The 26,439-nt window shown below is 65.3% G+C and carries 21 protein-coding genes and 1 tRNA gene; 14 read left to right on the top strand and 8 right to left on the bottom strand.

Annotated features, from left to right (window positions below; genetic code table 11):
* Nucleotides 1-153 precede the first annotated feature (153 nt).
* From LN450_RS16815 to LN450_RS16765, 11 genes are all read left to right on the top strand, one after another.
* On the top strand, nt 154-1,185 hold the full coding sequence (locus LN450_RS16815; protein ID WP_011347706.1) for an N-acetylornithine carbamoyltransferase: 1,032 nt from the start codon (nt 154-156) through the stop codon (nt 1,183-1,185).
* 51 nt (nt 1,186-1,236) lie between these two features.
* Entirely contained in the window at nt 1,237-2,475 is a 1,239-nt protein-coding gene (locus tag LN450_RS16810; RefSeq protein ID WP_170808549.1) for an argininosuccinate synthase, read from the top strand.
* A 240-nt stretch (nt 2,476-2,715) separates the two neighbouring features.
* Nucleotides 2,716-3,168, top strand: a complete 453-nt coding sequence (locus tag LN450_RS16805) for a GNAT family N-acetyltransferase (RefSeq protein WP_011347704.1) — start codon at nt 2,716-2,718, stop codon at nt 3,166-3,168.
* 5 nt (nt 3,169-3,173) lie between these two features.
* Nucleotides 3,174-4,274: an acetylornithine deacetylase gene (locus tag LN450_RS16800; protein WP_008573399.1), complete on the top strand. Its 1,101-nt coding sequence runs from the start codon at nt 3,174-3,176 to the stop codon at nt 4,272-4,274.
* A 44-nt stretch (nt 4,275-4,318) separates the two neighbouring features.
* Nucleotides 4,319-5,662, top strand: coding sequence for an acetylglutamate kinase (locus LN450_RS16795; RefSeq protein ID WP_014090341.1), 1,344 nt, complete (start codon nt 4,319-4,321; stop codon nt 5,660-5,662).
* A 5-nt stretch (nt 5,663-5,667) separates the two neighbouring features.
* Nucleotides 5,668-6,279: a GNAT family N-acetyltransferase gene (locus tag LN450_RS16790; RefSeq protein ID WP_011347703.1), complete on the top strand. Its 612-nt coding sequence runs from the start codon at nt 5,668-5,670 to the stop codon at nt 6,277-6,279.
* Nucleotides 6,276-7,226 (top strand): N-acetyl-gamma-glutamyl-phosphate reductase, encoded by a 951-nt coding sequence (gene argC, locus LN450_RS16785; protein WP_008573394.1) that lies wholly within the window; start codon nt 6,276-6,278, stop codon nt 7,224-7,226. The genes LN450_RS16790 and argC overlap by 4 nt, the downstream gene beginning before the upstream one ends.
* Nucleotides 7,227-7,350: 124 nt before the next feature.
* Entirely contained in the window at nt 7,351-8,649 is a 1,299-nt protein-coding gene (locus tag LN450_RS16780) for an argininosuccinate lyase (RefSeq protein WP_011347702.1), read from the top strand.
* A complete protein-coding gene (locus LN450_RS16775) occupies nt 8,646-8,906 on the top strand; it encodes a YciI family protein (protein WP_011347701.1) in 261 nt (86 codons plus the stop codon). Before LN450_RS16780 ends, LN450_RS16775 begins: the two co-directional genes overlap by 4 nt.
* Before the next feature lie 13 nt (nt 8,907-8,919).
* Nucleotides 8,920-10,074 (top strand): glutamate 5-kinase, encoded by a 1,155-nt coding sequence (proB, locus tag LN450_RS16770; RefSeq protein ID WP_011347700.1) that lies wholly within the window; start codon nt 8,920-8,922, stop codon nt 10,072-10,074.
* Nucleotides 10,075-10,234: 160 nt separating this feature from the next.
* Nucleotides 10,235-11,479 carry a glutamate-5-semialdehyde dehydrogenase gene (locus LN450_RS16765; RefSeq protein WP_011347699.1) on the top strand — a complete coding sequence of 415 codons (1,245 nt, stop codon included), beginning with the start codon at nt 10,235-10,237 and terminating at the stop codon, nt 11,477-11,479.
* A gap of 100 nt (nt 11,480-11,579) precedes the next feature.
* On the opposite strand, the gene LN450_RS16760 is transcribed toward LN450_RS16765, so the two are convergent.
* Nucleotides 11,580-13,991 (bottom strand): glycoside hydrolase family 95 protein, encoded by a 2,412-nt coding sequence (locus LN450_RS16760; protein WP_011347698.1) that lies wholly within the window; start codon nt 13,989-13,991, stop codon nt 11,580-11,582.
* 324 nt (nt 13,992-14,315) lie between these two features.
* On the opposite strand from LN450_RS16760, the gene LN450_RS16755 reads away from it, so the two are divergent.
* Entirely contained in the window at nt 14,316-16,229 is a 1,914-nt protein-coding gene (locus tag LN450_RS16755) for a CocE/NonD family hydrolase (RefSeq protein ID WP_011347697.1), read from the top strand.
* Here LN450_RS16755 and LN450_RS16750 read toward each other — a convergent pair.
* The 5 genes from LN450_RS16750 to LN450_RS16730 all read right to left on the bottom strand — a co-directional run bounded on the left by LN450_RS16750 (nt 16,210) and on the right by LN450_RS16730 (nt 20,684).
* Entirely contained in the window at nt 16,210-17,475 is a 1,266-nt protein-coding gene (locus LN450_RS16750) for a CynX/NimT family MFS transporter (protein ID WP_074038534.1), read from the bottom strand. The two genes, LN450_RS16755 and LN450_RS16750, sit on opposite strands and share 20 nt — an antisense overlap.
* Before the next feature lie 83 nt (nt 17,476-17,558).
* Nucleotides 17,559-17,635, bottom strand: a tRNA-Pro gene (locus LN450_RS16745).
* A gap of 59 nt (nt 17,636-17,694) precedes the next feature.
* Nucleotides 17,695-17,805: a cytochrome bd-I oxidase subunit CydX gene (cydX, locus tag LN450_RS16740; RefSeq protein ID WP_008573380.1), complete on the bottom strand. Its 111-nt coding sequence runs from the start codon at nt 17,803-17,805 to the stop codon at nt 17,695-17,697.
* 88 nt (nt 17,806-17,893) lie between these two features.
* On the bottom strand, nt 17,894-19,045 hold the full coding sequence (cydB, locus tag LN450_RS16735; RefSeq protein ID WP_011347694.1) for a cytochrome d ubiquinol oxidase subunit II: 1,152 nt from the start codon (nt 19,043-19,045) through the stop codon (nt 17,894-17,896).
* Between the two features lie 16 nt (nt 19,046-19,061).
* Nucleotides 19,062-20,684, bottom strand: coding sequence for a cytochrome ubiquinol oxidase subunit I (locus tag LN450_RS16730; RefSeq protein ID WP_014090334.1), 1,623 nt, complete (start codon nt 20,682-20,684; stop codon nt 19,062-19,064).
* Between the two features lie 151 nt (nt 20,685-20,835).
* Between LN450_RS16730 and cydD the strand changes: the two genes are divergently transcribed.
* Nucleotides 20,836-22,572 carry a thiol reductant ABC exporter subunit CydD gene (cydD, locus tag LN450_RS16725; RefSeq protein ID WP_039418107.1) on the top strand — a complete coding sequence of 579 codons (1,737 nt, stop codon included), beginning with the start codon at nt 20,836-20,838 and terminating at the stop codon, nt 22,570-22,572.
* On the top strand, nt 22,569-24,254 hold the full coding sequence (gene cydC, locus LN450_RS16720; RefSeq protein WP_011347691.1) for a thiol reductant ABC exporter subunit CydC: 1,686 nt from the start codon (nt 22,569-22,571) through the stop codon (nt 24,252-24,254). The genes cydD and cydC overlap by 4 nt, the downstream gene beginning before the upstream one ends.
* Nucleotides 24,255-24,326: 72 nt before the next feature.
* Here cydC and LN450_RS16715 read toward each other — a convergent pair whose 3' ends face one another.
* Together LN450_RS16715 and metX are read right to left on the bottom strand one after the other, a co-directional pair.
* On the bottom strand, nt 24,327-24,941 hold the full coding sequence (locus tag LN450_RS16715; protein WP_011347690.1) for a DUF1294 domain-containing protein: 615 nt from the start codon (nt 24,939-24,941) through the stop codon (nt 24,327-24,329).
* A 151-nt stretch (nt 24,942-25,092) separates the two neighbouring features.
* Entirely contained in the window at nt 25,093-26,295 is a 1,203-nt protein-coding gene (gene metX, locus LN450_RS16710) for a homoserine O-acetyltransferase MetX (protein ID WP_011347689.1), read from the bottom strand.
* Between the last annotated feature and the right edge of the window lie 144 nt (nt 26,296-26,439).

Raw genomic sequence — 26,439 nt, 5'->3', positions numbered from 1 at the left:
CGTTTGCTGTTCCGACGTTGAAGACCCAGCCCCCAGGCTGGGTTTTTTCGTTTTGGCGTCACAAAAGTTTCAACGGCAAGAAACGCGCATGTCGCGCACCCCGTCGCTCCTGGCGGACCAACGCAGCAGTAGCACGCAGCAAAGGATCGATCGATGTCACTGAAGCACTTCTTGAACACCCAGGACTGGAGCCGCGCCGAGCTGGACGCGCTGTTGACCCAGGCCGCGTTGTTCAAACGCAACAAGCTGGGAAGCGAGCTGAAGGGCAAGTCGATTGCGCTGGTGTTCTTCAATCCGTCCATGCGCACCCGTACCAGCTTCGAGCTGGGCGCATTTCAGTTGGGCGGGCATGCGGTGGTCTTGCAGCCGGGCAAGGATGCGTGGCCGATCGAGTTCAATCTGGGCACGGTCATGGACGGCGAGACCGAAGAGCACATCGCCGAAGTGGCGCGCGTGCTGGGGCGTTATGTCGACCTGATCGGCGTGCGCGCGTTTCCGAAGTTCGTGGACTGGTCCAAGGACCGCGAAGACCAGGTGCTCAAGAGCTTTGCCAAGTATTCGCCGGTGCCGGTGATCAACATGGAAACCATCACCCACCCATGCCAGGAGCTGGCGCATGCGCTGGCGCTGCAGGAACACTTCGGTACCCAGGATCTGCGTGGCAAGAAGTACGTGCTGACCTGGACCTACCACCCCAAGCCGCTGAACACAGCGGTGGCCAACTCGGCGCTGACCATCGCCACGCGCATGGGCATGGACGTGACCCTGCTGTGCCCGACGCCGGACTACATCCTGGATCAGCGCTACATGGACTGGGCCGCGCAAAACGTGGCCGAAAGCGGTGGCTCGCTGCAGGTCAGCCATGACATCGACAGCGCCTACGCCGGCGCCGATGTCGTCTACGCCAAGAGCTGGGGTGCGTTGCCGTTCTTCGGCAACTGGGAGCCTGAAAAGCCGATCCGCGACCAGTACCAGCATTTCATCGTCGACGAACGCAAGATGGCGCTGACCAACAACGGCGTGTTCTCGCACTGCCTGCCGCTGCGCCGCAACGTCAAGGCGACCGATGCGGTGATGGATTCGCCCAACTGCATCGCCATCGATGAAGCCGAAAATCGCCTGCATGTGCAGAAGGCGATCATGGCGGCGCTTGCTTCGCAAGCGGGAATCGGGAATCGGGATTAGAGAATCGCAACAGCAACACCCTTGGCCCCCACATTTACGTACTAAGGAACAATGATGAGCGCTGCTTCCACCAATCCCGAATCCCGAATCCCGACTCCCGGCACCAAGGACATCGTTCTCGCGTTTTCCGGTGGTCTGGACACCAGCTTCTGCATTCCGTATCTGCAGGAGCGCGGCTATGCGGTGCACACCGTGTTTGCCGACACCGGTGGTGTGGATGCCGAAGAGCGTGAGTTCATCGAGAAGCGCGCCGCCGAATTGGGCGCGGCCAGCCACGTCACCGTGGACGGTGGCCCGGCAATCTGGGAAGGCTTCGTCAAGCCGTTCGTGTGGGCGGGCGAGGGGTACCAGGGCCAGTACCCGTTGCTGGTGTCCGACCGTTACCTGATCGTGGATGCTGCGCTCAAGCGTGCCGAAGAGTTGGGCACACGCATCATTGCGCATGGTTGCACCGGCATGGGCAACGATCAGGTGCGTTTCGACCTGGCAGTGAAGGCGCTGGGCGACTACCAGATCGTGGCGCCGATCCGCGAGATCCAGAAAGAGCACACCCAGACCCGCGCCTATGAGCAGAAGTATCTGGAAGCGCGTGGATTCGGCGTGCGTGCCAAACAGCAGGCCTACACCATCAACGAGAACCTGCTGGGCCTGACCATGTCCGGCGGCGAGATCGATCGTTGGGAAGCGCCGGGCGAGGGCGCGCGCGGCTGGTGCGCGCCGCGCAGTGCCTGGCCGAGCGAAGCGTTGACGGTGACGCTGAAGTTCGTCGAAGGCGAAGCGGTGGAACTGGACGGTAAGCCGCTGCCGGGTGCCAAGATCCTGGCCAAGCTCAACACCTTGTTTGCGCAATACGGCGTGGGCCGCGGCGTCTATACCGGCGACACCGTGATCGGTTTGAAGGGCCGCATCGTGTTCGAAGCGCCGGGCCTGATTTCGCTGATCACCGCGCACCGTGCACTGGAAGATGCGGTGCTGACCAAGCAGCAGAACCGCTTCAAGCCGGACGTGGCGCGCAAATGGGTGGAGCTGGTGTACGAAGGCTTCTATCACGACCCGCTCAAGAGCGATATCGAGGCGTTCCTGAAGTCCTCGCAGTCCAAGGTCAATGGCGAGGTGACGCTGGAAACCCGCGGCGGCCGCGTCGATGCGGTGGCGGTACGCTCGCCGCACCTGCTCAACACCAAGGGTGCGACCTACGCGCAATCGGCCGACTGGGGCGTGGAAGAAGCGGAAGGCTTCATCAAGCTGTTCGGGATGAGCTCGACGCTGTACGCGCAGGTCAACCGCTGAGCAAAAGCCCCTCTCCCCCGGGGAGAGGGGCTTGGGGTGCCGCAGAAACCTCCAAGATCGATCATGACGAACGCGTCGCCACGCGCCAGTCATGGGGAACTACTGCAGCATTGCGTCCATCGTTCTCCATCTGGGCACGTGGCGACGCGTTCGACCTGGTTGCTTCGCGAAGTTTCGTGAGGCGCCCCTTATCCGCCCCTTCGGGGCACCTTCTCCCGGTGGGAGAAGAGGGCCACTGCGATGGAACCCATGCCCGCATTACGCATCAGTACCGACAAGCAGGAACTCGATCTGCCGTTGATCCATCGCTTCCTCAGCGAGCAGGCCTATTGGTGCCTGGGCATCCCGCTGGACACGGTGCAGCGGGCGATCGCCGGCTCGCTGTGTTTCGGCGGTTATTGCGCGGGCGTAGGGCAGGTGGCGTTCGCGCGCGTGATCACCGACGGTGCCACCTTCGGCTATCTCGCCGATGTGTTCGTGCTCGATGCACACCGTGGGCGCGGCTATGGCAAGCAACTGGTGGCAGCAGTGATGGCCCATCCGCATCTGCAAGGTCTTCGTCGCTTCATGCTCGCCACCTCCGATGCGCATGCGCTGTACGCACAGCACGGCTTCGCCGCGCCGGCACGGCCGCAGGCGTTGATGGAAATCGCCTATCCCGATCTCTACCGCACCACCACCACGGCTGCCTGACCCACATGACTGACCTGCTCACCTCCACGCTCGACCACCTGCAGGCGCTGGTGGCATTCGACACCCGCAATCCGCCGCGTGCGATTGCCGCGCAAGGCGGCATCTTCGATTATCTGCGCGCGCAGCTGCCGGGGTTCCAGGTCGAGGTGGTCGATCACGGTGCAGGGGCGGTGAGCTTGTACGCGGTGCGCGGCACGCCGAAGTACCTGTTCAACGTGCATCTGGATACCGTGCCGGATTCGCCGCATTGGAGCGCCGACCCGCACGCGATGCGGCGCCTGGACGACCGCGTGGTGGGCCTGGGCGTGTGCGACATCAAGGGCGCGGCGGCGGCGCTGGTTGCCGCGGCCAATGCCGGTAACGGCGATGCCGCGTTCCTGTTTTCTTCGGACGAAGAGGCCAATGATCCGCGCTGCATCGCCGCGTTCCTGGCGCGCGGCGTGCCGTACGAAGCTGTCCTGGTGGCCGAGCCGACCATGGGCGAAGCGGTGCTGGCGCATCGTGGCATCAGTTCGGTGCTGATGCGGTTTGCCGGGCGCGCAGGGCATGCATCGGGCAAGCAGGATCCCTCGGCCAGCGCGCTCCATCAGGCAATGCGCTGGGGCGCAAATGCCCTGGACCATGTGCAATCGCTGGCGCATGCGCGCTTCGGCGGGTTGACCGGATTGCGCTTCAACATCGGCCGCGTCGAGGGGGGCATCAAGGCCAACATGATCGCGCCGGCAGCCGAAGTGCGCTTCGGCTTTCGTCCGTTGCCGTCGATGGACGTGGATGGACTGCTGGCAAGCTTTGCCGGCTTCGCCGAACCGGCGGCAGCGCATTTCGAAGAAACCTTCCGCGGGCCGAGCCTGCCGTCGGGCGACATCGCACGCGCGGAAGAACGCCGCCTGGCCGCACGCGATGTGGCCGATGCGCTGGACCTGCCGATCGGCAACGCAGTGGACTTCTGGACCGAGGCCTCGCTGTTTTCGGCCGGCGGCTATACCGCGCTGGTGTATGGTCCTGGCGACATCGCCCAGGCGCACACCGCCGACGAATTCGTGACGCTGGCGCAGTTGCAGGGTTACGCCGAATCGGTCCATCGCATCATCAACGGTTCGCATTGAACCGACACGCGCCTGGCGCTCCCTTTCCTCTTTCGAACACGGCAATGTCCCCTTCCGCACAACCCCACAAACAAACCCGCCAGACCATCGTGCGCCTGCTCTCCAGCATGGCCAGCGCGAAGGAAATCAGCCAATACCTCAAGCGGTTTTCGCAGCTCGATGCCAAGCGCTTTGCGGTGGTCAAGGTGGGGGGCGCGGTGTTGCGCGACGATCTGGACGCGCTGACCTCGTCGTTGTCGTTCCTGCAGGAAGTTGGGCTGACCCCGATCGTGCTGCATGGCGCCGGCCCGCAGCTGGATGCAGAGCTGGCCGCCGCCGGTATCGAAAAGCACACCGTCAACGGACTGCGCGTGACCTCGCCCGAAGCCTTGGCGATCGTGCGCAAGGTGTTCCAGGCCTCCAACCTGAAACTGGTGGAAGCGCTGCAGCAAAACGGCGCGCGTGCGACCTCGATCACCGGTGGCGTGTTCGAGGCCGAGTATCTGGATCGCGACACCTACGGCCTGGTCGGTGAGGTCAAGGCGGTGAATCTGGCGCCGATCGAAGCCAGTCTGCAGGCCGGCTCCATCCCGGTGATCACCAGCCTGGGCGAAACGCCCAGCGGGCAGATCCTCAACGTCAATGCGGATTTTGCCGCCAACGAGTTGGTGCAGGAGCTGCAGCCGTACAAGATCATCTTTCTCACCGGCACCGGCGGCCTGCTGGATGCCGATGGCAAGTTGATCGATTCGATCAACCTGTCTACCGAGTTCGACCACCTGATGCAGCAGCCGTGGATCAACGGCGGCATGCGGGTGAAGATCGAGCAGATCAAGGACTTGCTCGATCGCCTGCCGCTGGAATCGTCGGTGTCGATCACCCGGCCGTCGGACCTGGCCAAGGAGCTGTTCACCCACAAGGGCTCGGGTACGCTGGTGCGGCGCGGCGAGCGCGTGCTGCGCGCCACCTCCTGGGACGAACTGGATCTGCCTCGCCTGAAGTCGCTGATCGAATCCAGCTTCGGCCGCACGCTGGTGCCGGAGTATTTCGAGACCACCACGTTGCTGCGCGCGTATGTCAGCGAAAACTACCGCGCGGCGGTGATCCTGACCGACGAAGGCCAGTTCGGTGCGGGCAGGCTGACCTATCTGGACAAGTTCGCCGTGCTCGACGATGCGCAGGGCGAAGGTCTTGGCCGGGCGGTATGGAATGTGATGCGCGAAGAGACCCCGCAGCTGTTCTGGCGCTCGCGCCATAACAACCAGGTCAATATCTTTTACTACGCCGAATCCGACGGTTGCATCAAGCAGGAGAAGTGGAAGGTGTTCTGGTACGGGCTGGAAAACTTCGAGCAGATCCAGCATTGCGTTGCGCACTGCGCGACGCGTCAGCCGACCTTGCTGGGCTGACTGCGATGAGCGTCGTCACCTTGCCAGCACGTTGGCGCGAGCAGCCGAACATGCGTGGACGGCATGCGAGCCTGGAGCCGCTGCAGACAGCGCATGCCGATGGGTTGCGTGAGGTGGTGGGCGACGGCGCGCTATCGCGGCTGTGGTACACCAGCGTGCCCGCACCGGAGCAGGTCGAGGCGTATATCGCTGCGGCCCTGGCCGCCTGCGCCGATGGCGCGGCGTTGCCATATGCGGTGCGCGATGCGGCCGGCGACATCGTCGGTTGCACGCGCTACTACGCGCTGGATGCCGCAGTGCCCAGGCTGTCGATCGGCTACACCTGGTACGCACCGCGCGTGCAGCGCAGCGGCGTCAACACCGAAACCAAGCTGATGCTGCTGCAATACGCCTTCGAAACATTGGGGTGCCTGAGCGTGGTGTTCGAGACCAGCTGGTTCAACCATACCTCGCGCGCGGCGATCGCGCGGCTAGGCGCAAAACAGGACGGCGTGCTGCGCAACCACGCCCGCCACGCCGACGGTACGCCGCGCGATACCGTGGTGTTTTCCATCATCGATACGGAATGGGCCGGGGTCAAACGCCACCTACAGTTCCGCCTGGAAGCAAACGCATGACTGTTGAACAAAAGACCATCGGCATTGTCGGCGCCCGCGGGCATACCGGCTCGGAATTGATCAAACTGGTGGCGGCGCATCCGCAGCTGCACTTGAGCTTCGTGTCCTCGCGCGAGCTGGCCGGGCAGCGCGTGGCCGAGCATAACGATGCCTACCAGGGCCAGTTGCGCTACGAGAACCTGGATGCCGCCGCAGTGGCCGCCAAGGCGGCCGACGTGGTGATCCTGGCGCTGCCCAATGGCATGGCAGAGCCCTTTGTCGCCGCGATCGACGCGGCAGCGCCACAGACGCTGGTGATCGATCTGTCGGCCGACTATCGCTTCGATCCGGCCTGGTACTACGGCTTGCCTGAGTTGACGCGCGGCAGTTACGCCGGGCAAAAACGCATCAGCAACCCGGGCTGTTATGCCACCGCGATGCAGCTGACCATCGCGCCACTGCTCGACCAGCTGGCCGGGCCACCGCAGTGTTTCGGTGTCTCCGGGTATTCGGGCGCGGGTACCACGCCTTCGGACAAGAACAATCCTGCGTTGCTCTCCAATAACGTGATGCCCTATGCGCTGACCAACCACATGCACGAGCGCGAGGTGTCTGCGCAGCTTGGCGTGCCGGTGGAGTTCATGCCGCATGTGGCGCCGCATTTCCGCGGCATCACCATGACCGTCAACCTGTGGCTGCAGCAGCCGCTGACGCGCGAGCAGATCCAGGCGCGTTATACGCAGCGTTATGCCGACGAGCCATTGATCGAGATCGTCGACGAGGCGCCCTGGGTGAGCCGCATCGCCGGCAAGCACGGTGTGCAGATTGGCGGAGTAACGCTGGCGCCCGGCAACAAGCGCGTGGTGGTGGTGGCGACGCTGGACAATCTGCTCAAGGGTGCGGCAACGCAGGCGATGCAAAACCTCAACCTTGCGCTGGGCTGGGACGAGTTGATGGCAATTCGGTGATGCGAGTCCCTCGCAACAGCCTGCACATCCATGTGCGGGGATTTAACGAAGCGAGTCCCTCGCAACAGCCCGCGCATCCATGTGCGGGGATCGAAACTGGACGACTTACTCGAGACGCTTTCCGATGACCAATCTGTTGTGGCAAAAACCTGGCGTTGCCGTTGACGCCAAGATCCAGAGTTTCCTGGCCGGCGACGATGTGATCCTGGATCGCGAATTCTTCCTGTACGACATCGCTGCCAGCAAGGCGCATGCGCAGGGGCTGCAGCACATCGGCATCTTGTCGTTGCAGGAGCTGGGCGGCTTGAGCGAACAGCTCGACCTGCTGGCCGCCGATTTTCGCAGCGGCGCCTTCGTGCTCGATGCGCAATACGAAGATTGCCACTCCGCCATCGAAGCGCGATTGACCGAGCGTCTGGGCGATGCAGGCCGCAAGATCCACACCGGGCGTAGCCGCAACGACCAAATCCTGGTCGCCACGCGGCTGTGGCTGAAGGACAAGCTGCAGCGCGTTGCCACGCTCAGCGCGGAGATCGCCAAGGTGGCGTTGGACCGCGCACAGGCCGAGGCTGGGCTGCCGGTGCCCGGTTATACGCACATCCAACGGGCGGTGGTGTCCTCGGCCGGGATGTGGTGGGCGGGCTGGGCGGAAGCGTTCATCGACAACGCCGTGCGCGCCGACGACACCGTCCGTTTGGTCGACAGCAACCCGCTTGGCACCGCTGCAGGCTATGGCGTGAATCTGCCGCTGGATCGTGCGCATACCACCGCCGAACTGGGGTTTGCACGCCTGTTGGTCTCGCCGATCTACGCCCAGCTTTCGCGCGGCAAGTACGAACTGGCCGCGCTCGAAGCGCTCGGCAGCGCCACGCTGGATCTGCGCCGCATCGCCTGGGATCTGTCGCTGTTCACCAGTGGCGAATTCGCGTTTGTCGCCTTGCCGGCCCAATACACCACCGGCAGTTCGATCATGCCGAACAAGCGCAACCCGGACGTGATCGAGCTGATGCGCGCAACGCATGCCAGCGTGGCGGCAGCGCGCACCGAGATCGAACAGCTGCTGTCGCTGCCGTCGGGTTATCACCGCGATCTGCAGAGCAGCAAGGGCGCGATCGTGCACGGCTTTGGCCGCGGACTTGCGGCGCTGGAACTGCTGCCGGCCTTGCTGGCCAATCTGGAATGGCGCCCGGACAAACTGCGCGCAGCCATCGATTCGGGCATGTATGCCACCGATGTGGCAGTGGAAGCCGCGGTAGCCGGCGTGCCGTTCCGCGAGGCCTACAAGGCCGCAGCGCAGGCCGCCGAGACCGCAGGGCAGGGACGCACGCCGGAAGGCAGCCTGGCTGCGCGCGTGTCGCCCGGTGCGGCAGCCGACCTGCAACTGGATGTGCTGCAGGCGCGCTGGCAGGCGCTGCGCGCATGACGACCCGCTATCTGGTGCTTGCGCTGCGCAAGCCGGGGTTTCCCGCCGATGTGGTGCAGCCGCATCTGGACTTTCTCGATGCATTGCGCGCCGCCGGGCAGCTCGAGCTGACCGGCGGCTTCAGCGATCGCAGCGGTGGCGCGTATGTGCTGGTCAACGTGGCCACGCTTCAAGAGGCGCAGCAGATCGTTGCGCGCGACCCGCTGGTGCTGCGCGATGCTTCTGCACTGACCGTGTATGAGTGGAACACGCACTGAGGACGCCATTGCCATGAGCACGCCTGCCAGCACGTTGTCGCCGTTTACCGAGCAGGCGCTGCCGCCGTGGCGCCGTGCGGTGCTCAAAGTCGGCAGCAGCCTGCTCGCCGCCGATGGCGGTGGCCTGTCCCCGCGCTTCGCGCTGGGTCTGGCGCAGTTCGTTTCCGCCAATCTGGCAGCCGGGCGCGAGCTGGTGATCGTCTCGTCGGGCGCGGTGGCCGCTGGTCGCGCCATCCTGCCCAAAGCGGCGGATGTCGGCGCGCCGATCGCGGCGCGGCAGGCACTGGCCGCCTTGGGCCAAGCGCAGCTGATTGCGTTATGGCAGCGCTTTTTCGAGCGGCCGGTGGCGCAGGTACTGCTCACGCATGACGACTTGCGCAACCGTCGCCGCTATCTCAACGCGCGTGCCACCTTGGGCGAGTTGCTGCGGCTGGGTGCGCTGCCGGTGATCAACGAAAACGACACCGTCTCGGTGGATGAGTTGAAGCTGGGCGATAACGACAACCTGGCCGCGATCGTGGCTGCGCTGGTCGATGCCGACGCGTTGTTCATCGCCACCGACATCGATGGGTTGTATAGCGCCGACCCACGTAGCAATCCGCTGGCGCGCCCGCTCGACGATGTGCCCGAGCTCACCCCTGAAGTGCTGGCGATGGCCGGCGGCAGCGGCAGCAACGTGGGGACCGGCGGCATGCGCACCAAACTGGAAGCCGCAGCAAAGGCCGGTGCGGCCGGCATCGAAACCTATCTATTCAACGGCCGAAGTGGCGAGGTGGTGCGCGCCCTGGCGCAGGACCGCCTGCGTGGCACGCGCATCCACGCCGCGCGCGCGCGCATCGCTGCGCGAAAATACTGGCTGCGGCACGCACCGGTGGAAGCGGGTGCGATCCTCATCGACGACGGCGCCGCAGCGGCCCTGACCGGCAAGGGCGCCTCGCTGTTGCCAGGCGGCGTGGCCGGCGCGCAGGGCGATTTCCGTCGCGGCGACATGGTGGAGATTCGTCTGCGCGACACCGCGGGCGACCAGTGTCTGGCACGCGGCGTCAGCCAGTATTCGGCCCTGGATATCCGTCGTATCGCAGGCCGCCACTCGCGCGAGATCGAGAACGTGCTCGGCTACAGTTACGGCGAAAACGTGGTGCATCGCGATGATCTGGTGGTGTTGTAGCAGAGATTCGACATTTGGGATTGGGGATTCGCAAAAGCATGTGTGCTGCGCGTTTCACCTTTTGCCGCTTTGTTACAGTGAATGAGTCCGTTGTGCTAATAAAACGATGTCGCCTGCTTTTGCAAATCTCCAATCCCGACTCCCAAATCCCGGCCCCCAAATGACCATCAAAACCCTCGCTCTGCAATGCCGTGACGCCGCGCAGGTGGTGTCGCAATTGTCTGCACCGGCCAAGCATGCCTTGCTGGACGCGATGGCGGCCGCGCTGGAAGCCGATGCGGCGGCGATTCTGGCCGCCAATGCGCGCGATCTGGAGGCCGCGCGTGCCAAGGGCACCGGCAGTGCCATGCTCGATCGGCTGGCGCTGGACGACAAGCGCCTGGCCGGCATCGCGGCCGCATTGCGCGAGGTGGCGCAGCTGCCCGACCCGGTGGGTCGGATCACCCGCGAAGATGTGCGCCCCAACGGGATTCGCGTGCAGAAGGTGCGTGTGCCGCTGGGCGTGATCGCGATGATCTACGAGGCGCGGCCCAACGTCACGGCTGACGCTGCGGCGCTGTGCATCAAAGCCGGCAATGGCGTGATCCTGCGCGGTGGCTCGGAGGCGATCCATTCCAATACCGCCATTGCGCGCGCACTGCAGCGGGCCTTGCGCGAGGCCAATGTGCCGGACGCGGCGCTGACCCTGGTCGAGGATCTGCGCCGCGAGACCATGCTGGAACTGCTGCAGCTTAACGATATCGTCGATCTGGCGATTCCGCGCGGCGGCGAAGGCCTGATCCGGTTTGTCGCCGAGCACGCGCGCGTGCCGGTGATCAAGCACTACAAGGGGGTGTGCCACCTGTTTGTGGATGCATCCGCCGAGATGGAGCTTGCGCTGCGCCTGCTGATCGATGGCAAGGCGACGCGGCCGTCGGCCTGTAATTCGCTGGAGACCTTGCTGGTGCATGCAGGCATCGCCGAGCGCTTCTTGCCGCTTGCCGCGCAGGCATTGCGCGAACGCAAGGTTGAACTGCGTGGCGATGCGGCGACGCAGGCGGTGCTGCCGGACATCGCTGCTGCCAGCGACGACGACTATGCCGCGGAATTCCTGGATCTGATTCTGGCCATCCGCGTGGTGCCGGACCTGGACACGGCGCTGGCGCACATCCGCCAGTACGGCTCGGACCACACCGAAGTCATCGCCACGCAGGATGCCGACAACGCCGAGCGATTCGTGCAGTCGCTACGCTCTGCGGTGGTGATGGTGAACGCCTCCTCGCGCTTTTCCGATGGCGGTGAACTGGGCCTGGGCGCGGAGATCGGCATCTCCACCACACGCCTGCATTCCTATGGCCCCATGGGCCTGGAAGCGCTGACGGTGGAGCGCTTCGTGGTGCGTGGCGAAGGCCAGGTGCGGCATTAGGAAAGCTGGACACCCCTAGCGAACACCCATCAAGGGCCGCCACGCAGACGCCGCCTGCAACGGCGTCATGCTGCAGGCGCTGCCGGCCTGCGGGGCCGGCTCACAGCACGCGCCGCACTTGGCCGCGTGCAATTGTAATGTCGTGCGCCTGGGCGCCCCAGGCAATGCGGGTGCGGGTGCCGCCGACACTGCGCACGCTGACCTGCGTCGGCACGCCGTTGCGCCACGCCATGTCCACCGTAAATCCGCCACGTGCGCCCAGGCCGGTAACGCGGCCTTGCGCGGCCCAGGCCTTGGGCAGTGCCGGCAGCAGCGTGATCTGGCCAGGGCGCGAATACAGCAGCATTTCCAGCATTGCGGCCGGGGTGCCGAAGTTGGCATCGATCTGGAACACCCCGCCAAGGGTGGGGTCGCCGTGCTGGCTGAGATCGTAGATATCGAACAGATTCGGCGCGGTGCCATTGCTGTGACCGATCGAGGGTTTCAGATTGGTCAGCACCAGCGCATAAGCACGCTCCGCATCGCCCAGTCTTGCCCAGCACAGCGCCCGCCACGCGCAGGCCCAGCCAAAGCTCTGCATCCCGCGCGCTTCCAACAGCCTGCGCGCTGCTTCCACCTGCGCGGGCGGCCCCAGATCCGGGTGCAGGCGATGGCCGGGGAATAAACCCATCAGCGGCGACAGGTGCCGGTGATGGGCTTCACCCAGGTCGGTGGGGGACATCCATTCCTGCAATTGGCCGCTTAGCGGGCTGATTTCCGGCAGGTACAGACGCTGCTGCAGCGTGGCGACGGTCGCGGCGTAAGCCGCGTCGCGGCCAAGCAGGGCGCTGGCCTGGCGGTATTGCCCAAACAACGTCCATACCAGTTCCTGCGCGTAGGCAATACCGCGCGCATTTTCCGGACCATGCTCGGGCGACCAGTCATGATCGTCGACCAGGCACTGTCGAGTGCGGCCGTCGGCATCGGTGACCTCCATTGCGATCAAGGGCGCCTGCCAGAATTGGCAGGCGCCCTTGAGCAGCGGATAGATGCGCGTCAGGTCGTCCCGGTTCTGGGTGAACTCGTAGTGCTGCCACAGGCTGTCGCATAACCACGCGTTGCCTGCCGGATGCCAGTACCAGCCATTGCCGCCGAACGGATTGGTGGAAATGGCCACGGTCCAGCCGGCGATCTTGCCGGAGGTATTGCGAAAACGATTGCGCGGGTCGTTGAAGTGAGCCTGGGTGATGCGTGTCCACGACGGCAGCTGCGCCAGGCAATAGCGTGTCAGCGCATCGACGCAGGTGCCCAACCCGGAAGGATCTGCCAGCCAGTAGTTCATCTGCAGATTGACGTCGCTGTGGTAATCGCTCATCCAGGGCGGCTCGTTGTTTTCCAGCCACAAACCCTGCAGGTTGGTGGGCAATCCATCGCGCGAGGCGGCGATGGTGAGATAGCGGCCAAATTGCAGATAGGCCACTTCCAGTTCCGGGTCGGGGAGCGCAGGTGCCGCGGCGCGGGCCTGGATTCGCTGCCAGGTTTCCAGGCCGCGCTGCGCATCGCTGGACTGGCCAAGCTCCACCTGCAACGTGTCGAACAGCGCACGGTGATCGGCGACATGGGTATCCAGCAACAGCGCCGCAGGCACTGAAGCGGCGGCCTGTGCGCGGTGGCGCGCCCGCGCAAGCGGGTCGCGCGTGGGGTCGCGCCAGCCGCGTGCGCCATCGGCGGCGTAATCGGTGTCGCCGCACAACACGATGGTCAGGCCACGGCAGTCACGAAACTGCAGGAGGCCGTCGCCTGTTTCGAGACTGCCATCGTCGCTGTGCACGCGCAGCGCTGCGGCATAGCGCAGGCCGTTATCGAGCTGGCCGGCGAAGCGCAGCCCAGCGTCGCCGTCGGCGCGACCGGCGCCGGCATGCGTATCGATCAGGCGAATGCGGCCACGGTGGCTGCCTGCGCCTTCGCAATCCAGGCGCAACACGATGGCCGCATCCGGGTGGCTTGCGAACAGCGTCCGCGTATAACGCGTGTCGCCGATGCGATAGCGCACGCGTACGCAGCCGTTGCTCATGTCCAGTTCGCGCTGGTAATCGAACACCTGCGCCTGCGCATGCCCTTCCAGTTCCACGAAGAGTTTGGCCAGCAGCATGAAGCTGCCGAACTCTTCCTTGGTATACGCAAACTGGCCATCGTCCTGCAGCACCGCGTTGCTGCCGCCCGACCAGAGGCTGCCTTCGGAAACGAACAGCGTCTCGCAGGCAGGAGCTCCGCCGCAGAGCGCACCGAGCCGGCCATTGCCGATCGGCAGTCCTTCACGCAACAGCTGGGCATCGGCGGCAGGTGCCGCATAGGGCAGGCGCAGCGCATGCTCGGGCGGCAGCACCGGCGAACGGGTGGGGCGTGCCGGTGGCGTGGTCGCGTCGCTACTGCCAGCACGGCCGAGCAACGGCAGCAGCGCGGCCGCACCGAGGTGGGTGAGCAGGCGACGGCGGTGTGGGTCGGCACAGGCATGTGAGGGGATATCGCGCATACGAGCGGTCGCTGCAATCGTGGGATCAAACGTTGTAAAGCATCTGCCGCGCCTGCGGAAGCGTGCGATTTTGCCGGTCTGCCAATGACGTTTGCTTGGCTTGGGGGTGGCCTGCGCGCACCGATCGAAGTCTGGCGTGCAAGGGATGCAATGCACGGCGTGGTCATTTCAGGACAACACCAAGGCGTTGCCTTGCCGCCGATCCGCGGCGCGTGCTCTGCGCAGCGTGGCCGACCCGGTACCTTCGACACTCCCGCAAGCCAGTTGTCTGTGCCTACGCTGCTGCAGTTGTTCATCCTGCCCACCGTTGCTGCCGGAGATTCCATGCGCCGCCTTGCCGCCTGCCTGCTCGCCACCGCCATTGCCGCCGCCACCGGCAGCGCCTGGGCGCAAACCTCGCCGATGACGCCGGACATCACCGGCAAGCCGTTCGTGGCTGCCGATGCGAGCAACGACTACATCAAGCGCGAGGTGATGATTCCGATGCGCGATGGGGTCAAGCTGCACACGGTGATCGTGCTGCCGAAGGGCGCCAGGAACGCACCGATCATGCTGACACGCACGCCTTACGACGCCAGTGGCCGCACCGAACGGCTGGCCTCGCCGCATATGAAGGACCTGCTGTCTGCCGGCGACGACGTCTTCGTGGAAGGCGGCTACATCCGTGTGTTTCAGGACGTGCGCGGCAAATACGGTTCCGAAGGCGATTACGTGATGACGCGCCCGCTGCGTGGGCCGCTCAATCCCAGCGAGGTCGACCATGCCACCGATGCCTGGGACACCATCGACTGGCTGGTGAAGAACGTCAAGGAATCCAATGGCAAGGTCGGCATGATCGGCTCGTCCTACGAAGGCTTCACCGTGGTGATGGCACTGACCAACCCGCATCCGGCGTTGAAGGTGGCGGTGCCGGAAAGCCCGATGATCGACGGCTGGATGGGCGACGACTGGTTCAATTACGGCGCGTTCCGCCAGGTGAATTTCGATTACTTCACCGGCCAGCTCAGCAAGCGCGGCAAGGGCGCCGGCATCGCGCGTCAGGGGCACGACGATTACAGCAACTTCCTGCAGGCCGGCTCGGCCGGCGACTTCGCCAAGGCCGCAGGTCTGGAGCAATTGCCGTGGTGGCACAAGCTCACCGAACACGCCGCCTATGACGCGTTCTGGCAGGAGCAGGCGCTCGACAAGGTAATGGCGCGCACGCCGCTGAAGGTGCCCACGATGTGGCTGCAAGGCCTGTGGGATCAGGAAGACATGTGGGGGGCGATCCACAGCTACGCGGCGATGGAGCCGCGCGACCAGCGCAATACGCTCAACTACCTGGTGATGGGCCCGTGGCGCCACAGTCAGGTGAACTACGACGGCAGTGCCTTGGGCGCGCTGAATTTCGAAGGCGATACCGCGCGCCAGTTCCGTTCCGAGGTGCTGCGCCCGTTCCTGGACCAGTACCTGGTCGATGGCGCGCCCAAGGCAGACACGCCGCCGGTGTTCATCTACAACACCGGCGAAAACCATTGGGACCGCCTCAAGGCGTGGCCGCGCAGTTGCGACAAGGGCTGCGCCTCGTCCAGCAGGCCGCTGTATCTGCAGGCCGGCGGCAAGTTGTCGTTCCAGCAACCGGTGGCCGGGCAGGCGGGCTTTGAAGAGTACGTGTCCGACCCCGCCAAGCCGGTGCCGTTCGTGCCGCGCCCGGTGGATTTTGCCGACCGCGCGATGTGGACCACCTGGTTGGTGCACGACCAGCGCTTTGTCGATGGCCGCCCTGACGTGCTGACCTTCGTCACCGAGCCGCTGACCGAGCCGCTGCAGATCGCCGGTGCCCCCGAAGTGCATCTGCAGGCCTCCACCAGCGGCAGCGACAGCGATTGGGTGGTGAAGCTGATTGATGTGTATCCGGAGGAGATGGCGTCGAACCCGAAGATGGGCGGCTACGAGTTGCCGGTGTCGCTGGCGATCTTCCGCGGCCGCTACCGCGAGAGCTTCAGCACGCCCAAACCCTTGGCCTCCAATCAGCCGCTGGCATTCCAGTTCGGCCTGCCAACCGCCAACCACACCTTCCAGCCGGGCCACCGGGTGATGGTGCAGGTGCAGTCCAGCCTGTTCCCGCTGTACGACCGCAACCCGCAGACCTACGTGCCCAATATCTTCTTCGCCAAGCCCGGCGATTATCAGAAGGCCACGCAGCGGGTGTACGTGTCCCCCGAGCAGCCCAGCTACATCAGTCTGCCGGTACGTTGAGCGCGCGGGCGCCGCGTGCCGGCGGCGTCCACGCATCTTCCAGAAACTGCGGGCGGCAGGCTACCCAGGCGGCGGCCAGCTGCACCAGCAGGCAGATGACCAGGAACACGAACGGGGAGGTCCAGCCGCCGCTGTGCGCGTGCAGCCAGCCGAACAGGAACGGCCCCAGGCAGCTCACCGCATAGCCCACGCCCTGCGAGAAACCGGACAGCGCGGCCGAACCGGCCGCCGTGCGGCTGCGCTGATTCACCAACACCAACGCCAGCGGAAAGGTGCTCGGCCCCAGGCCGAGCAGGGTCACCCACAGGACCGGTGCGGCCAGCGGCGCCCACCACAGCCCGGCGAACGCGACCAGGTGGCAGGCTGCGCATAGCAGCACGATCGGAAACGGATTGCGCATGCGCACCGCCAGCGCCGGCATGGTCAGCGCGCCGACCATGCCCAATGCCGCGAACAACGCCACCATGGTGCCGCCGAACGCAGGCGATGCACCGGCTTCGCGCAGCAGCGTCGGCAGCCAGGTGAACATGGAATAGGTCACCAGCGAGGTCATGCCGAAGGTCACCGCCATGCTCCAACCCAGCGCCGTACGCGCGACGCGGCCTTCGGCTTCGGGCGTGGGTGTGACCGGTGCCGGGCCGGTGGCGCGGATGCGCCGATGGTTGGCGTGCACCAGGGCCCACGCCGCCGTTGCCAGCAGGGCCGGCAGCACCCACGCCACCATCGAACTGCGCCAACCCAGCGCATCGGCCACCGGCACTGCCAGCAGGGCCGGCAGCAGCGTGCCGACCTGCAGCACGGTGATATACAGCGTGCTCACCCGACCCACGCGGTCGCCGAAGTAGCGCTTCACCAGCGGCGGCAGCACCACGTTACCCATGCCCATGCCAGCCAACGCCACCAGCGAGCCGACCAGCAACCCGGCGGTGCCCGGCAGCAGCGGGCGCAGCACCAACCCCAGCGTGGCCAGCGCCATCGACAACAGCGCCACGCGCAGCAAGCCGAAACGGCGCAGCAATGCGGGCGTTGCCACGCCGGTGAGTGCGAACGCTGCGGTCGGCAACATGCCGAGCGCACCCATGGTGGGCGCGCCGAAGGCGTACTCGTCGGCAATGCGTTCCAGCAGCGGCGTCAGCGACGTCACCGCGGTGCGCAAGTTGAATGCGGACAGCAGGATCGCGGCCAGCACCAGGCCGCGACCACGCAACTGGGCGGACGAAGAAGACGCGGCAGTGACAACAGACATGACAGACCATCCGCGTCGCGCACGTGCGTGCAACGACGCCTGAAAACACAAAACCGGCACAAGGCCGGTTTGTGTTTTGAAACTGGTCGGGGAGACAGGATTCGAACCTGCGACCTCTACGTCCCGAACGTAGCGCTCTACCAGACTGAGCTACACCCCGAAGGAGCCGCGTATGTTACATAGGGAATGGGGAATCGGCAAGCATCTGATGAAATTATTTTACTGAGGCGGCTCGCCACGCTCGGGCTCGCGTGCTTCGAACCACATGCCGTTGAGCACCGCGGCCAATGCCGCCAGGCCGGTGCCAAGTATCCATGCGAAATACCACATTGGTGTGCTCCTCGAATCGTTGAACAGGATGATGGTGGCGCGCGGTGCGGCAACGGCAGCGCAGGCGCTGCGATCGCTGCCGCGGCGCTCAGTACGCGTTGGGGTTGGCCGTGACCGCATCGTCGGTGACCTTGCCCTTGAGCACGCGATACACCCAGCTCGTGTACGCCAGCACGATCGGCATGAACACGGCAGTGGCCAGCAACATGATCCACAACGTCAGACGGCTACTGGATGCATCCCACACCGTCAGGCTCGCGCTTGGCGCGCTGGAAGAGGGCAGCAGGAACGGGAACAACGCAAAGCCCACCGTGAACACGATGCCGACGATGGCGCTGCCGGAGGCGATGAAGGCCAGGCCGCCGCGCCGCAGGCGTAAGCACACCGCGCTCATCGCAAGCCCGACCAGGCCCACCAGCGGCGCCATCAATGTGGCCGGCATGCTGCTGTAGTTGTGCAACCAGCCGCCCGCGGCCGTGAGCGCAGCGGTCTTGCCGAGCGGGTTGGTGGCCGCATCGGTGGCCAGCACCGAGGTCACCGCATAGCCGGGCAGACCCAGCGCCACCCATGCGCCGCCTGCTGCAAACAGTGCCAGCGCACACAGCGCGGCGATGCCGCCGAAACGTGCCGCGCGCTCGGCCACCGGTCCATCGGTCTTGAGCACCAGCATCGCGGCGCCATGCGCGAGCAGCATCGCCACGCTGAGCAAGCCGGCGAGCAATGCGAACGGCGTCAGCAACCCGAGCAGGTTGCCGGTGTAGAACGTGCGCATGCTGTCGTCGAAGTGGAACGGCACACCCAGCAGCACGTTGCCGACCGCCACGCCCATGATCAGCGCCGGAATGAAGCCGCCGACGAACAACGCCCAGTCCCAAGTGCTGCGCCAGCGCGGACTCACCAGTTTGCCGCGGAACTTGAAACCGACCGGGCGCAGGATCAGCGCGAACAGGATCAGGAACATCGCCAGATAGAACCCGGAGAAGCTCACTGCATACAACGGCGGAAACGCGGCAAAGATCGCGCCGCCGCCCAGGATCAACCACACCTGGTTGCCTTCCCAGACCGGGCCGACGGTGTTGATCACCAGCCGGCGTTCGGCATCGTTGCTGGCGACGAACGGCAGCAGCGCGCCCACGCCCAGATCGAAGCCGCCCATCACCGCGTAGCCGGACAGCAGCACGCCGAGCAGCAGCCACCAGATCACGCGCAGGGTCGTGTAATCGAGCAATACGAAATCCATGATGTCTCTCCTTTGCTTACGGTGCGCTGCCGGCCACGGCACCGGAACTCAGCGGTGCGTGACGCGACGGGGCATGGTCCTGCAGGGCGGCGGGCAATGCGTTGGGCGGCATCGGTGGGAACAACACCTCCGGTCCCTTGTTGATGGTCTTCAGCGACAACTTGATCGCAATCACCAGCAACGTCGTGTACAGCGCGGTGAAGCCCACCAGCGTCATCACGATCTCGTAAAGGTCCAGCCCCGAGGCGGCGTAGAACGTGGGCAGCACCCCTTCCACCGCCCACGGCTGGCGGCCGTATTCGGCAACGAACCAACCGCATTCGATCGCGATCCACGGCAGCGGCAACGTCCACAGGGCCAAGCTCAGGAACCAGCGTTTTTCCTGGAAGTTGTGCTTGCAGGCAAACCAGAAGGCGACAGCGAAAAACGCGATGAGATACATGCCGATGGCGGCCATGATGCGGAAGGTCCAGAACAGCGGCAGCACGCGCGGTACGGTGTCCATCGCGGCCTGGGCAATCTGCTCCGGCGTGGCGTTGCCGATATCGTCGCGATAGCGCTTGAGCAGCAGGCCGTGGCCCAGGTCCTGCCAGTGCGCATCGAAAACCTTGCGTGCTTGGGCGTCGTTCTTGTCGGCGCGGATGCGTTGCAGTGCGCCGTAGGCGATCTGACCGCCGCGGATGCGGTGTTCGGCACGGCCGACCAGTTCGAGAATGCCTGGAATTGGCTCATCCAGCGAACGCGTGGCGATCAAGCCCATCAGGTACGGAATCTTGATGGCGTAATCGTTGCGATGGGTGGTCTGGTTCGGAATGCCGAATGCAGTGAAGTCGGCCGGTGCGGCTTCGGTTTCCCACATCGCTTCGATGGCGGCCAGTTTCATCTTCTGGTGTTCGCTGGCGGCATAGCCGCTCTCGTCGCCCAGCACCACCACCGACAGCGACGACAGCAGGCCGAACGCTGCAGCCACCGCAAACGAACGCCGTGCCATTTCAATATGCTTGCCCCGCAAGAGATAAAACGCACTGATCGACATCACGAACACCGCGCCCAGCACGTAGCCGGCACTCACCGTATGCACGAACTTGGCCTGCGCCACCGGGTTGAACAGCACTGCCACGAAATCCACCACCTCCATGCGCATGGTGTCGGGGTTGAACACCGCGCCGGCCGGATTCTGCATCCAGCCGTTGGCGATCAGGATCCATAACGCGGAGAAGTTGCTGCCCAGCGCCACCAGCCAGGTGGTGATCAGGTGCTGTACCTTGCTCAGGCGATTCCAGCCAAGAAAGAACAGGCCCAAGAAGGTGGCTTCCAGAAAGAACGCCATCAGTCCCTCGATCGCCAGCGGCGCACCGAAGATGTCGCCCACGTAATGGCTGTAGTACGACCAGTTCATGCCGAACTCGAATTCCATCACGATGCCGGTGCCGACACCCATGGCGAAGTTGATGCCGAACAGCACACCCCAGAACATGGTCATGCGCCGCCAGATCTGCTTGCCGGTCATGACGTAGACGCTTTCCATGATGCCCAGCAGGAACGACAGACCCATGGTGAGCGGTGGAAAAATGAAGTGGTACATCGCGGTGACTGCGAACTGCAGCCGCGACAGTTCGACAACTGTCGAGTCGATCATGGCGGGTGGGCCTGGTTGAGGGTCGGTAAGGAATGTGGCGATCATCTGCCGCCATCGCGCCGGCCGCGTTGATCCAAATCAATGCGGTCCTGAACAGGTGCGTCACACTGTCCATCCCCGACCGGGAGGCGGCGACTTACAATCGCGTGCAATGCGCAGTCTTCAGAAGAGCGACGTGAGCCAGCCCAGCGTGCAAGCCAGCGAAACGCCCGCCCAGCGCCGTCAACGCGGCCACTGGCTGGATGCGCTGGCCGCATCGGCCACGCGCGCGCAGCGGCTCGCCGGCGTGGCGGTAGCGTTGTCGGGTGTGTTGCTGCTTGTGCAATCGGCTGCGATCGCCTGGCTGGTACAGGCGGTACTGGTGCAGCACCTGGCAATGGCGCAATTGCGCAACGTGGGCGCGGGGTTGCTGGTTGCGCTGATCGGGCGCGCGCTACTCAATGCCTGGGCGCAATCGTTGACCGGCGATGTGGCCGACGTGGCCAAGCGCGAACTGCGCGCACGCATTGCGCAACGCCTGGTGCAGCACGGGCCGCTATGGTTGCGCCGGCAACGCGGTGGCGAACTGGGCGAGTTGAGCCTGGCGCATACCGATGCGCTGGAAGGCTATTTCGTCGGCTACCAGCTCGCTCGCATCGAAATGGTGCTGGTGCCGCCGCTGATTCTGATCGCGGTGTTTTCGGTCGATTGGGTGGTCGGGCTGGTGTTGCTGCTCACCGCGCCGCTGATTCCGTTCTTCATGATGCTGGTGGGCTGGGGCGCCGAGGCCGCAGGGCGCGAACAACTCGGCGAACTGGCGCGCATGGGCGGGCATTTTGCCGATCGCCTCAAGGGCCTGGGATTGCTGCGCGTGTATGGCCGCGGCCAGGCTGAATTGCAGGGCATTGCCGCCGCTGCCGAGGGCGTGCGCGAGCGCTCGCTGAAGGTGTTGCGCATCGCATTCCTGTCCTCCACCGTGCTGGAGTTTTTTGCCTCCGTCAGCGTTGCGATCGTAGCGCTGTACTTCGGCTTGAGCTATCTGGGCATGCTCCATCTGCACGGTATGCCGTCGCTGGGTGCCGGCATGTTCTGCCTCTTGCTGGCGCCGGAATTCTTCGCACCGCTGCGGCGCTTGGCCGCGCATTACCATGACCGCGCGAACGCCTTGGCTGCCGTGGCCGAAGCCGAGCGGTTGCTGCAGGGTTTCCAGCCGGATGCCGCCGCGCACACCGCCGTGCTACCCGCACGTGCCCTGGAGCCGGCGCAAGCGCATGCGCCCTTGTTGCAGGCACGTGGATTGGCGCTGCGCCCTGCCGGCGCGCCGCAGGTGGTGGTCCAGGAGTTCGCGCTGACGCTGGAGCCCGGCCAGCGCGTTGCGGTGATCGGTGCCAGCGGCAGCGGCAAGAGCACGCTGCTGGAAGGGCTCGCCGGTTGGCTTGCACCCGAGGCGGGCAGCGTGGCCGTGCGCCCGGGTGCGCGCATTGGATATGCCACGCAGCGGCCCTACCTGTTTCATGCCAGCATTGCCGACAACCTGCGCCTGGCCGACCCGCAGGCCAGCGATGCGCGTCTGCACGCGGTGGCCGAGGCGGCGCAGGTGCTGCGCTTTACCGCGCACTTGCCGGCCGGTCTGGACACCGTGATCGGCGAGCGTGGCTTTGGTTTGTCCGGTGGCGAAGCCCGCCGCGTGGCGTTGGCGCGATTGTTGTTGCGCGAGCCGGAGGTGTTGCTGCTGGACGAACCCACCGCCTTTCTGGACCCGGACACCGAAGCGGAATTGCTGCGGACGCTGCGCATCTTTGCGCGCGGCCGTGCGGTCGTTCTGGCGACGCACAGCGCTGCGGCGATGCGTTGGGCCGACACGGTGATCGATCTGCGCGGCGTGCCGGTCACGCTGGAGGCACCATGAGCCGTTCCCAGCCTGATCGTTTGCGCGATGTGTTTCGTCTGCATGCCTGGCGCCTGCTGTTGTCGGCAGTGCTGGTGCTGGTCACCATGCTTGCCGGTGTCGCCCTGCTGGGCTTGTCCGGCAGCTTCCTGACCGCCGCTGCGCTGGCAGGCGTTGCCGGCATGGGGACCGGTTTCAACTTCTTCTCGCCGTCGGCCGGCATTCGCGCCTTGACCTTCGCGCGTATCGTGTCGCGTTACGGCGAAAAGTTGATCGGGCACGATGCCACCTTGCGCATCGCCCGCGATCTGCGGGTGTGGTTCTTTCGCCGCGCCTTGCCGCTGGCGCCCGGGCGATTGTCGGCCACCCGGACCGGCGATCTGCTGGCGCGGTTGATGTCCGACATCGGCGAGGTCGACGGCCTGAGCGTGCGCGCGTTGGCACCGCTGGCCGCATTGCTCGGCATCTGGTTAGGTGGTGTCGCCGCCGCTGCGCTGATCTATCTCCCCGCTGCGTGCTTGTTGCTGGTGCTTGGCATGCTGATCGGCGGGCTGGTGCCGTGGCAGGTGGCACGCGGCGGCGCGCAGCGCGAGCAGTTGCGTGCACAGCAGCGCACGGCCTTGCGCACGCAGGCCTTCGAAGGCCTGGAGGGCGCGGCCGACCTTGCTGCGGTCGACGCGCAGGGCGCCTGGCTGCAGCGCAGTGACGCCGCCGCCGCCGCCGTCACCGGCGGCGATCGCATCCAGCGCAGACGGCTGATCACAGGCAACCTGCTGCATGCGCTCTGCGGCGGGCTGGGGCTGGCCAGCATGCTGTGGCTGGCACTTGGCGCGGCCGAACGCGGGCTGATCGCCGCCGAGCTCGCTGCGGGGTTGGTGTTTTTGACCATGGCGTTGCTGGAAGTCTGGGCCGGTGCAGGGCTGGCATTGCAGGCGCTGCAAAGCGCACGCGTTGCAGCCAGGCGCCTGCAGGCCATCGTCGATCAAGCGCCATCGGTGAGCGATCCGGCGCACGCGATCGACGTGCCGCGCACCGGCACGTTGCAATTGCAGCAGGTGTCGTTTGCCTGGCCCGGTAGCGTGCGCCCGGTGCTGCACGCGCTCGATCTGACCCTGGCGCCGGGCGAGCGCATTGCCATCAGTGGCGATAGCGGCAGCGGTAAAAGCACAGTGTTGGCGTTGTTGCTGCGCCTGTGGGATCCGCAGGCCGGGCAGCTGCGCTACGCGGGCATCGACCTGCGCCACCTCGCACAGGCGCAATGGCACCAGCGTATCGCCTGGCTGCCACAGAACGCGCCGGTGTTTGCCGGCAGCGTGCGCGAAAACCTGCTCATCGGCGACGCCGCTGCCGATGATGCCGCACTGTGGCAGGTGCTCCAACAGGTGCGCCTGGGCGCGTGGGCCAGCGCGAACGACGGTCTGGACACCTGGGTTGGCGAAAACGGCGCCACGCTGTCTGCCGGCCAGGCGCGCCGGCTCGCCCTCGCGCGGGCACTGCTGCGCGATGCCCCGATCCTGTTGCTCGACGAACCCACCGATGGTCTGGACGTGGATACCGCCCACGCGCTGTTGGTCGACCTGGCCGCCGCACTCGGCGAACGCTCGCTGGTGATGATCACCCACGACGCGCTGCCGCCCGGTGTCGTGCAACGGCATTACCGGATGCGTGAGGGAACGCTGGAGTTGCTCGACCAGAACGCATAGCCGATCACCGAGGTCCTCGAACGTGGTCACAGGGTGGGAGTTGATCGCCGGGCCGCGCGTTGTTGATCGCGTTCAATCAAACAGCACCGCAAGCGCGGCCATCAGATCGGTCTCGGTCACTGCCAGTACCAGTGCACTGACATTCAACGCAACCGTGAGCCAGAACGTCAGCTGAAACGCCGCCTTGCTGCACTTGTGCCGGTAGATTTCCTGCGCCAGCAATGCACCTGGCCAGCCACCGATCAGCGCCAGCAGGTGCAAGCTGGATTCGGGTATGCGCCATTGATTGCGTTGCGCGGCCGACTTGTCCATCGCATAGATCAGCAGGGTGACCAGGCTGGCCGCCGCGTACCAGAGCGGGACGATCACCGGTACCACGTGCATCAGCGTGGCCGCCGCCAACGCGAGCATCGACACCGCAGCCAGCGTCTTGCGTGGCAAGCCGCTGCGACGCTGTTCGGTCCTGGCGGCGGTGGTACGGTCTGCCCACCGCACTTGCGTGGCATTCAGGCGTTTGTGCGCATCGCGTTCGATTGCATACGTGATGATCTCCCCATCGCGCGGGCGACGCGTCTGCCGTGCAAATGCGCTGATATGGACGAATGCGCGGTCGCCACCACCATGGGGCGTGACGAAGCCAAAGCCCTTGTGATCATTCCAGTCGCTGAGACGTCCCTGATAGCGCATTCGCGTTGCTCTGTTGGATGGTGTGGCTTGCCGGTGCGATCTGCGCGCATATCACGCATCAACTGCCCAGCCGGAAAAAACAGCGGTGACGGTCGTCATCTTCCAGCAGCATCGGCCGAGATCCGGCGGCGCAGAGCGACGTTCAAGGAACTCAACAGTCCTGCAAAAAATCGCGGACCGCTGGGCCGAAGCGGGCGAAATCGACCAGGAACGCGTCATGGCCTTGCGGCGAATCCAGGCCGATGAAGTGCGCATCGGCGCCGCCGGCACGCAGGCCGTCGGCAATCTGCTCCTGCTGCTGCACCGGGAACAGGATGTCGGTGTTGGCACCGATCGCCAGCGCACGCGCGATGCGGATACGCGCCAGGCCGGCAAGCACCGTGTCGGCGGTCGAGACGCCGGTCTGCGGCTTGGCGGAGGCGGGCAGGGCATCTGCATGGGCGTGGTCGATGGCAGAGTCGGTAGCCGGTTGCTCGTCGACATGCTCGGCCAGGTCGAACCAGTCCATCGAGCGGCTCAGGTACAGATAGCAGTTGGGGTCGAAGAAGCGCACGAAGCGGCGCGCGTGGCCTTCCAGATAGCTTTCCACCTGAAATTCCAATCCGAACGGATCATCGGCCGCCTGCTCGGAATCCAGTCGCACGCGGCCGAAACGGCCGTCCCATTCCAGCGCCGAGCGATAGGTGATCACGCCGAGCTTGCGCGCCATGCGCATGCCCGACTCCGGGTAGCGGGCATCGTCGTAGTGGCCGCCATTCCAATGCGGGTCCAGCCGGATCGCCTCGCGTTGCAACGAGCGGATCGCGATCGAAAACGGCAATGCCTGCGCGCTGCCGGAAATATTGATGTGGCTGCGCGCGATGCCGGGATGACGCAGCAATAGCGCCAGCGCGGTCATGCCGCCCATCGAGTTGCCGATCAGGCAGGCCAGTTGCGCGATACCCAGTGCGCGCACCACATCGGCTGCGGCATCGGCCACGTCTTCGATCGACAAATCCGGAAAGCTGAGGCGATACGGCGCGCCGGTTGCAGGGTTCACCGAGGCCGGCCCGGTCGAGCCCTTGCAACTGCCCAAGGAATTGACGCAGACCACGAACCAGCGTGCGGTATCGATCGGCTTGCCCGGGCCCAGCATTGCTTCCCACCAGCCCGGCTCTGGGTTGGCCTGGTTTGCCGCCGCGTGCGCATTGGGCGACAGGCCGGTGACGATCAGGATCGCGTTGCTGCGATCTGCGGCCAGCGTGCCCCAGGTCTCGTACGCCACGCGTGCCTGATGCAGCACGCCACCGCGCTTCATCGGAAACGGCGAGGGCAGGGCGTGGTACAGCGTGCCGGCAGGGATGAATTCAGTCATGGGCCAATTCTAGCTGGCACTGCGCGAGGGTGCTGGGGCATGTGAGATGGGAAATACACGAAGCGAGGGGCGCTCATTTGATACGCGATTAGGCTGCTGGCCGGCGGTGCGTACATTCGTCTGCATGCGCATGTAGACAACGGA

The sequence above is a fragment of the Xanthomonas euvesicatoria pv. euvesicatoria genome (genome assembly GCF_020880415.1).
GTDB lineage: Bacteria > Pseudomonadota > Gammaproteobacteria > Xanthomonadales > Xanthomonadaceae > Xanthomonas > Xanthomonas euvesicatoria.
Note: the sequence above shows the minus strand (reverse complement) of the source record. Positions and strands in the feature narration are given on the sequence as shown.

Bases quoted from the DNA above. Each gene is read 5' to 3' on its own strand.
- LN450_RS16815 (WP_011347706.1), top strand. From the start codon at position 154: ATGTCACTGAAGCACTTCTTGAACACCCAGGACTGGAGCCGCGCCGAG.
- LN450_RS16810 (WP_170808549.1), top strand. From the start codon at position 1,237: ATGATGAGCGCTGCTTCCACCAATCCCGAATCCCGAATCCCGACTCCC.
- LN450_RS16805 (WP_011347704.1), top strand. From the start codon at position 2,716: ATGGAACCCATGCCCGCATTACGCATCAGTACCGACAAGCAGGAACTC.
- LN450_RS16800 (WP_008573399.1), top strand. From the start codon at position 3,174: ATGACTGACCTGCTCACCTCCACGCTCGACCACCTGCAGGCGCTGGTG.
- LN450_RS16795 (WP_014090341.1), top strand. From the start codon at position 4,319: ATGTCCCCTTCCGCACAACCCCACAAACAAACCCGCCAGACCATCGTG.
- LN450_RS16790 (WP_011347703.1), top strand. From the start codon at position 5,668: ATGAGCGTCGTCACCTTGCCAGCACGTTGGCGCGAGCAGCCGAACATG.
- argC (WP_008573394.1), top strand. From the start codon at position 6,276: ATGACTGTTGAACAAAAGACCATCGGCATTGTCGGCGCCCGCGGGCAT.
- LN450_RS16780 (WP_011347702.1), top strand. From the start codon at position 7,351: ATGACCAATCTGTTGTGGCAAAAACCTGGCGTTGCCGTTGACGCCAAG.
- LN450_RS16775 (WP_011347701.1), top strand. From the start codon at position 8,646: ATGACGACCCGCTATCTGGTGCTTGCGCTGCGCAAGCCGGGGTTTCCC.
- proB (WP_011347700.1), top strand. From the start codon at position 8,920: ATGAGCACGCCTGCCAGCACGTTGTCGCCGTTTACCGAGCAGGCGCTG.
- LN450_RS16765 (WP_011347699.1), top strand. From the start codon at position 10,235: ATGACCATCAAAACCCTCGCTCTGCAATGCCGTGACGCCGCGCAGGTG.
- LN450_RS16760 (WP_011347698.1), bottom strand. From the start codon at position 13,991: ATGCGCGATATCCCCTCACATGCCTGTGCCGACCCACACCGCCGTCGC.
- LN450_RS16755 (WP_011347697.1), top strand. From the start codon at position 14,316: ATGCGCCGCCTTGCCGCCTGCCTGCTCGCCACCGCCATTGCCGCCGCC.
- LN450_RS16750 (WP_074038534.1), bottom strand. From the start codon at position 17,475: ATGTCTGTTGTCACTGCCGCGTCTTCTTCGTCCGCCCAGTTGCGTGGT.
- cydX (WP_008573380.1), bottom strand. From the start codon at position 17,805: ATGTGGTATTTCGCATGGATACTTGGCACCGGCCTGGCGGCATTGGCC.
- cydB (WP_011347694.1), bottom strand. From the start codon at position 19,045: ATGGATTTCGTATTGCTCGATTACACGACCCTGCGCGTGATCTGGTGG.
- LN450_RS16730 (WP_014090334.1), bottom strand. From the start codon at position 20,684: ATGATCGACTCGACAGTTGTCGAACTGTCGCGGCTGCAGTTCGCAGTC.
- cydD (WP_039418107.1), top strand. From the start codon at position 20,836: ATGCGCAGTCTTCAGAAGAGCGACGTGAGCCAGCCCAGCGTGCAAGCC.
- cydC (WP_011347691.1), top strand. From the start codon at position 22,569: ATGAGCCGTTCCCAGCCTGATCGTTTGCGCGATGTGTTTCGTCTGCAT.
- LN450_RS16715 (WP_011347690.1), bottom strand. From the start codon at position 24,941: ATGCGCTATCAGGGACGTCTCAGCGACTGGAATGATCACAAGGGCTTT.
- metX (WP_011347689.1), bottom strand. From the start codon at position 26,295: ATGACTGAATTCATCCCTGCCGGCACGCTGTACCACGCCCTGCCCTCG.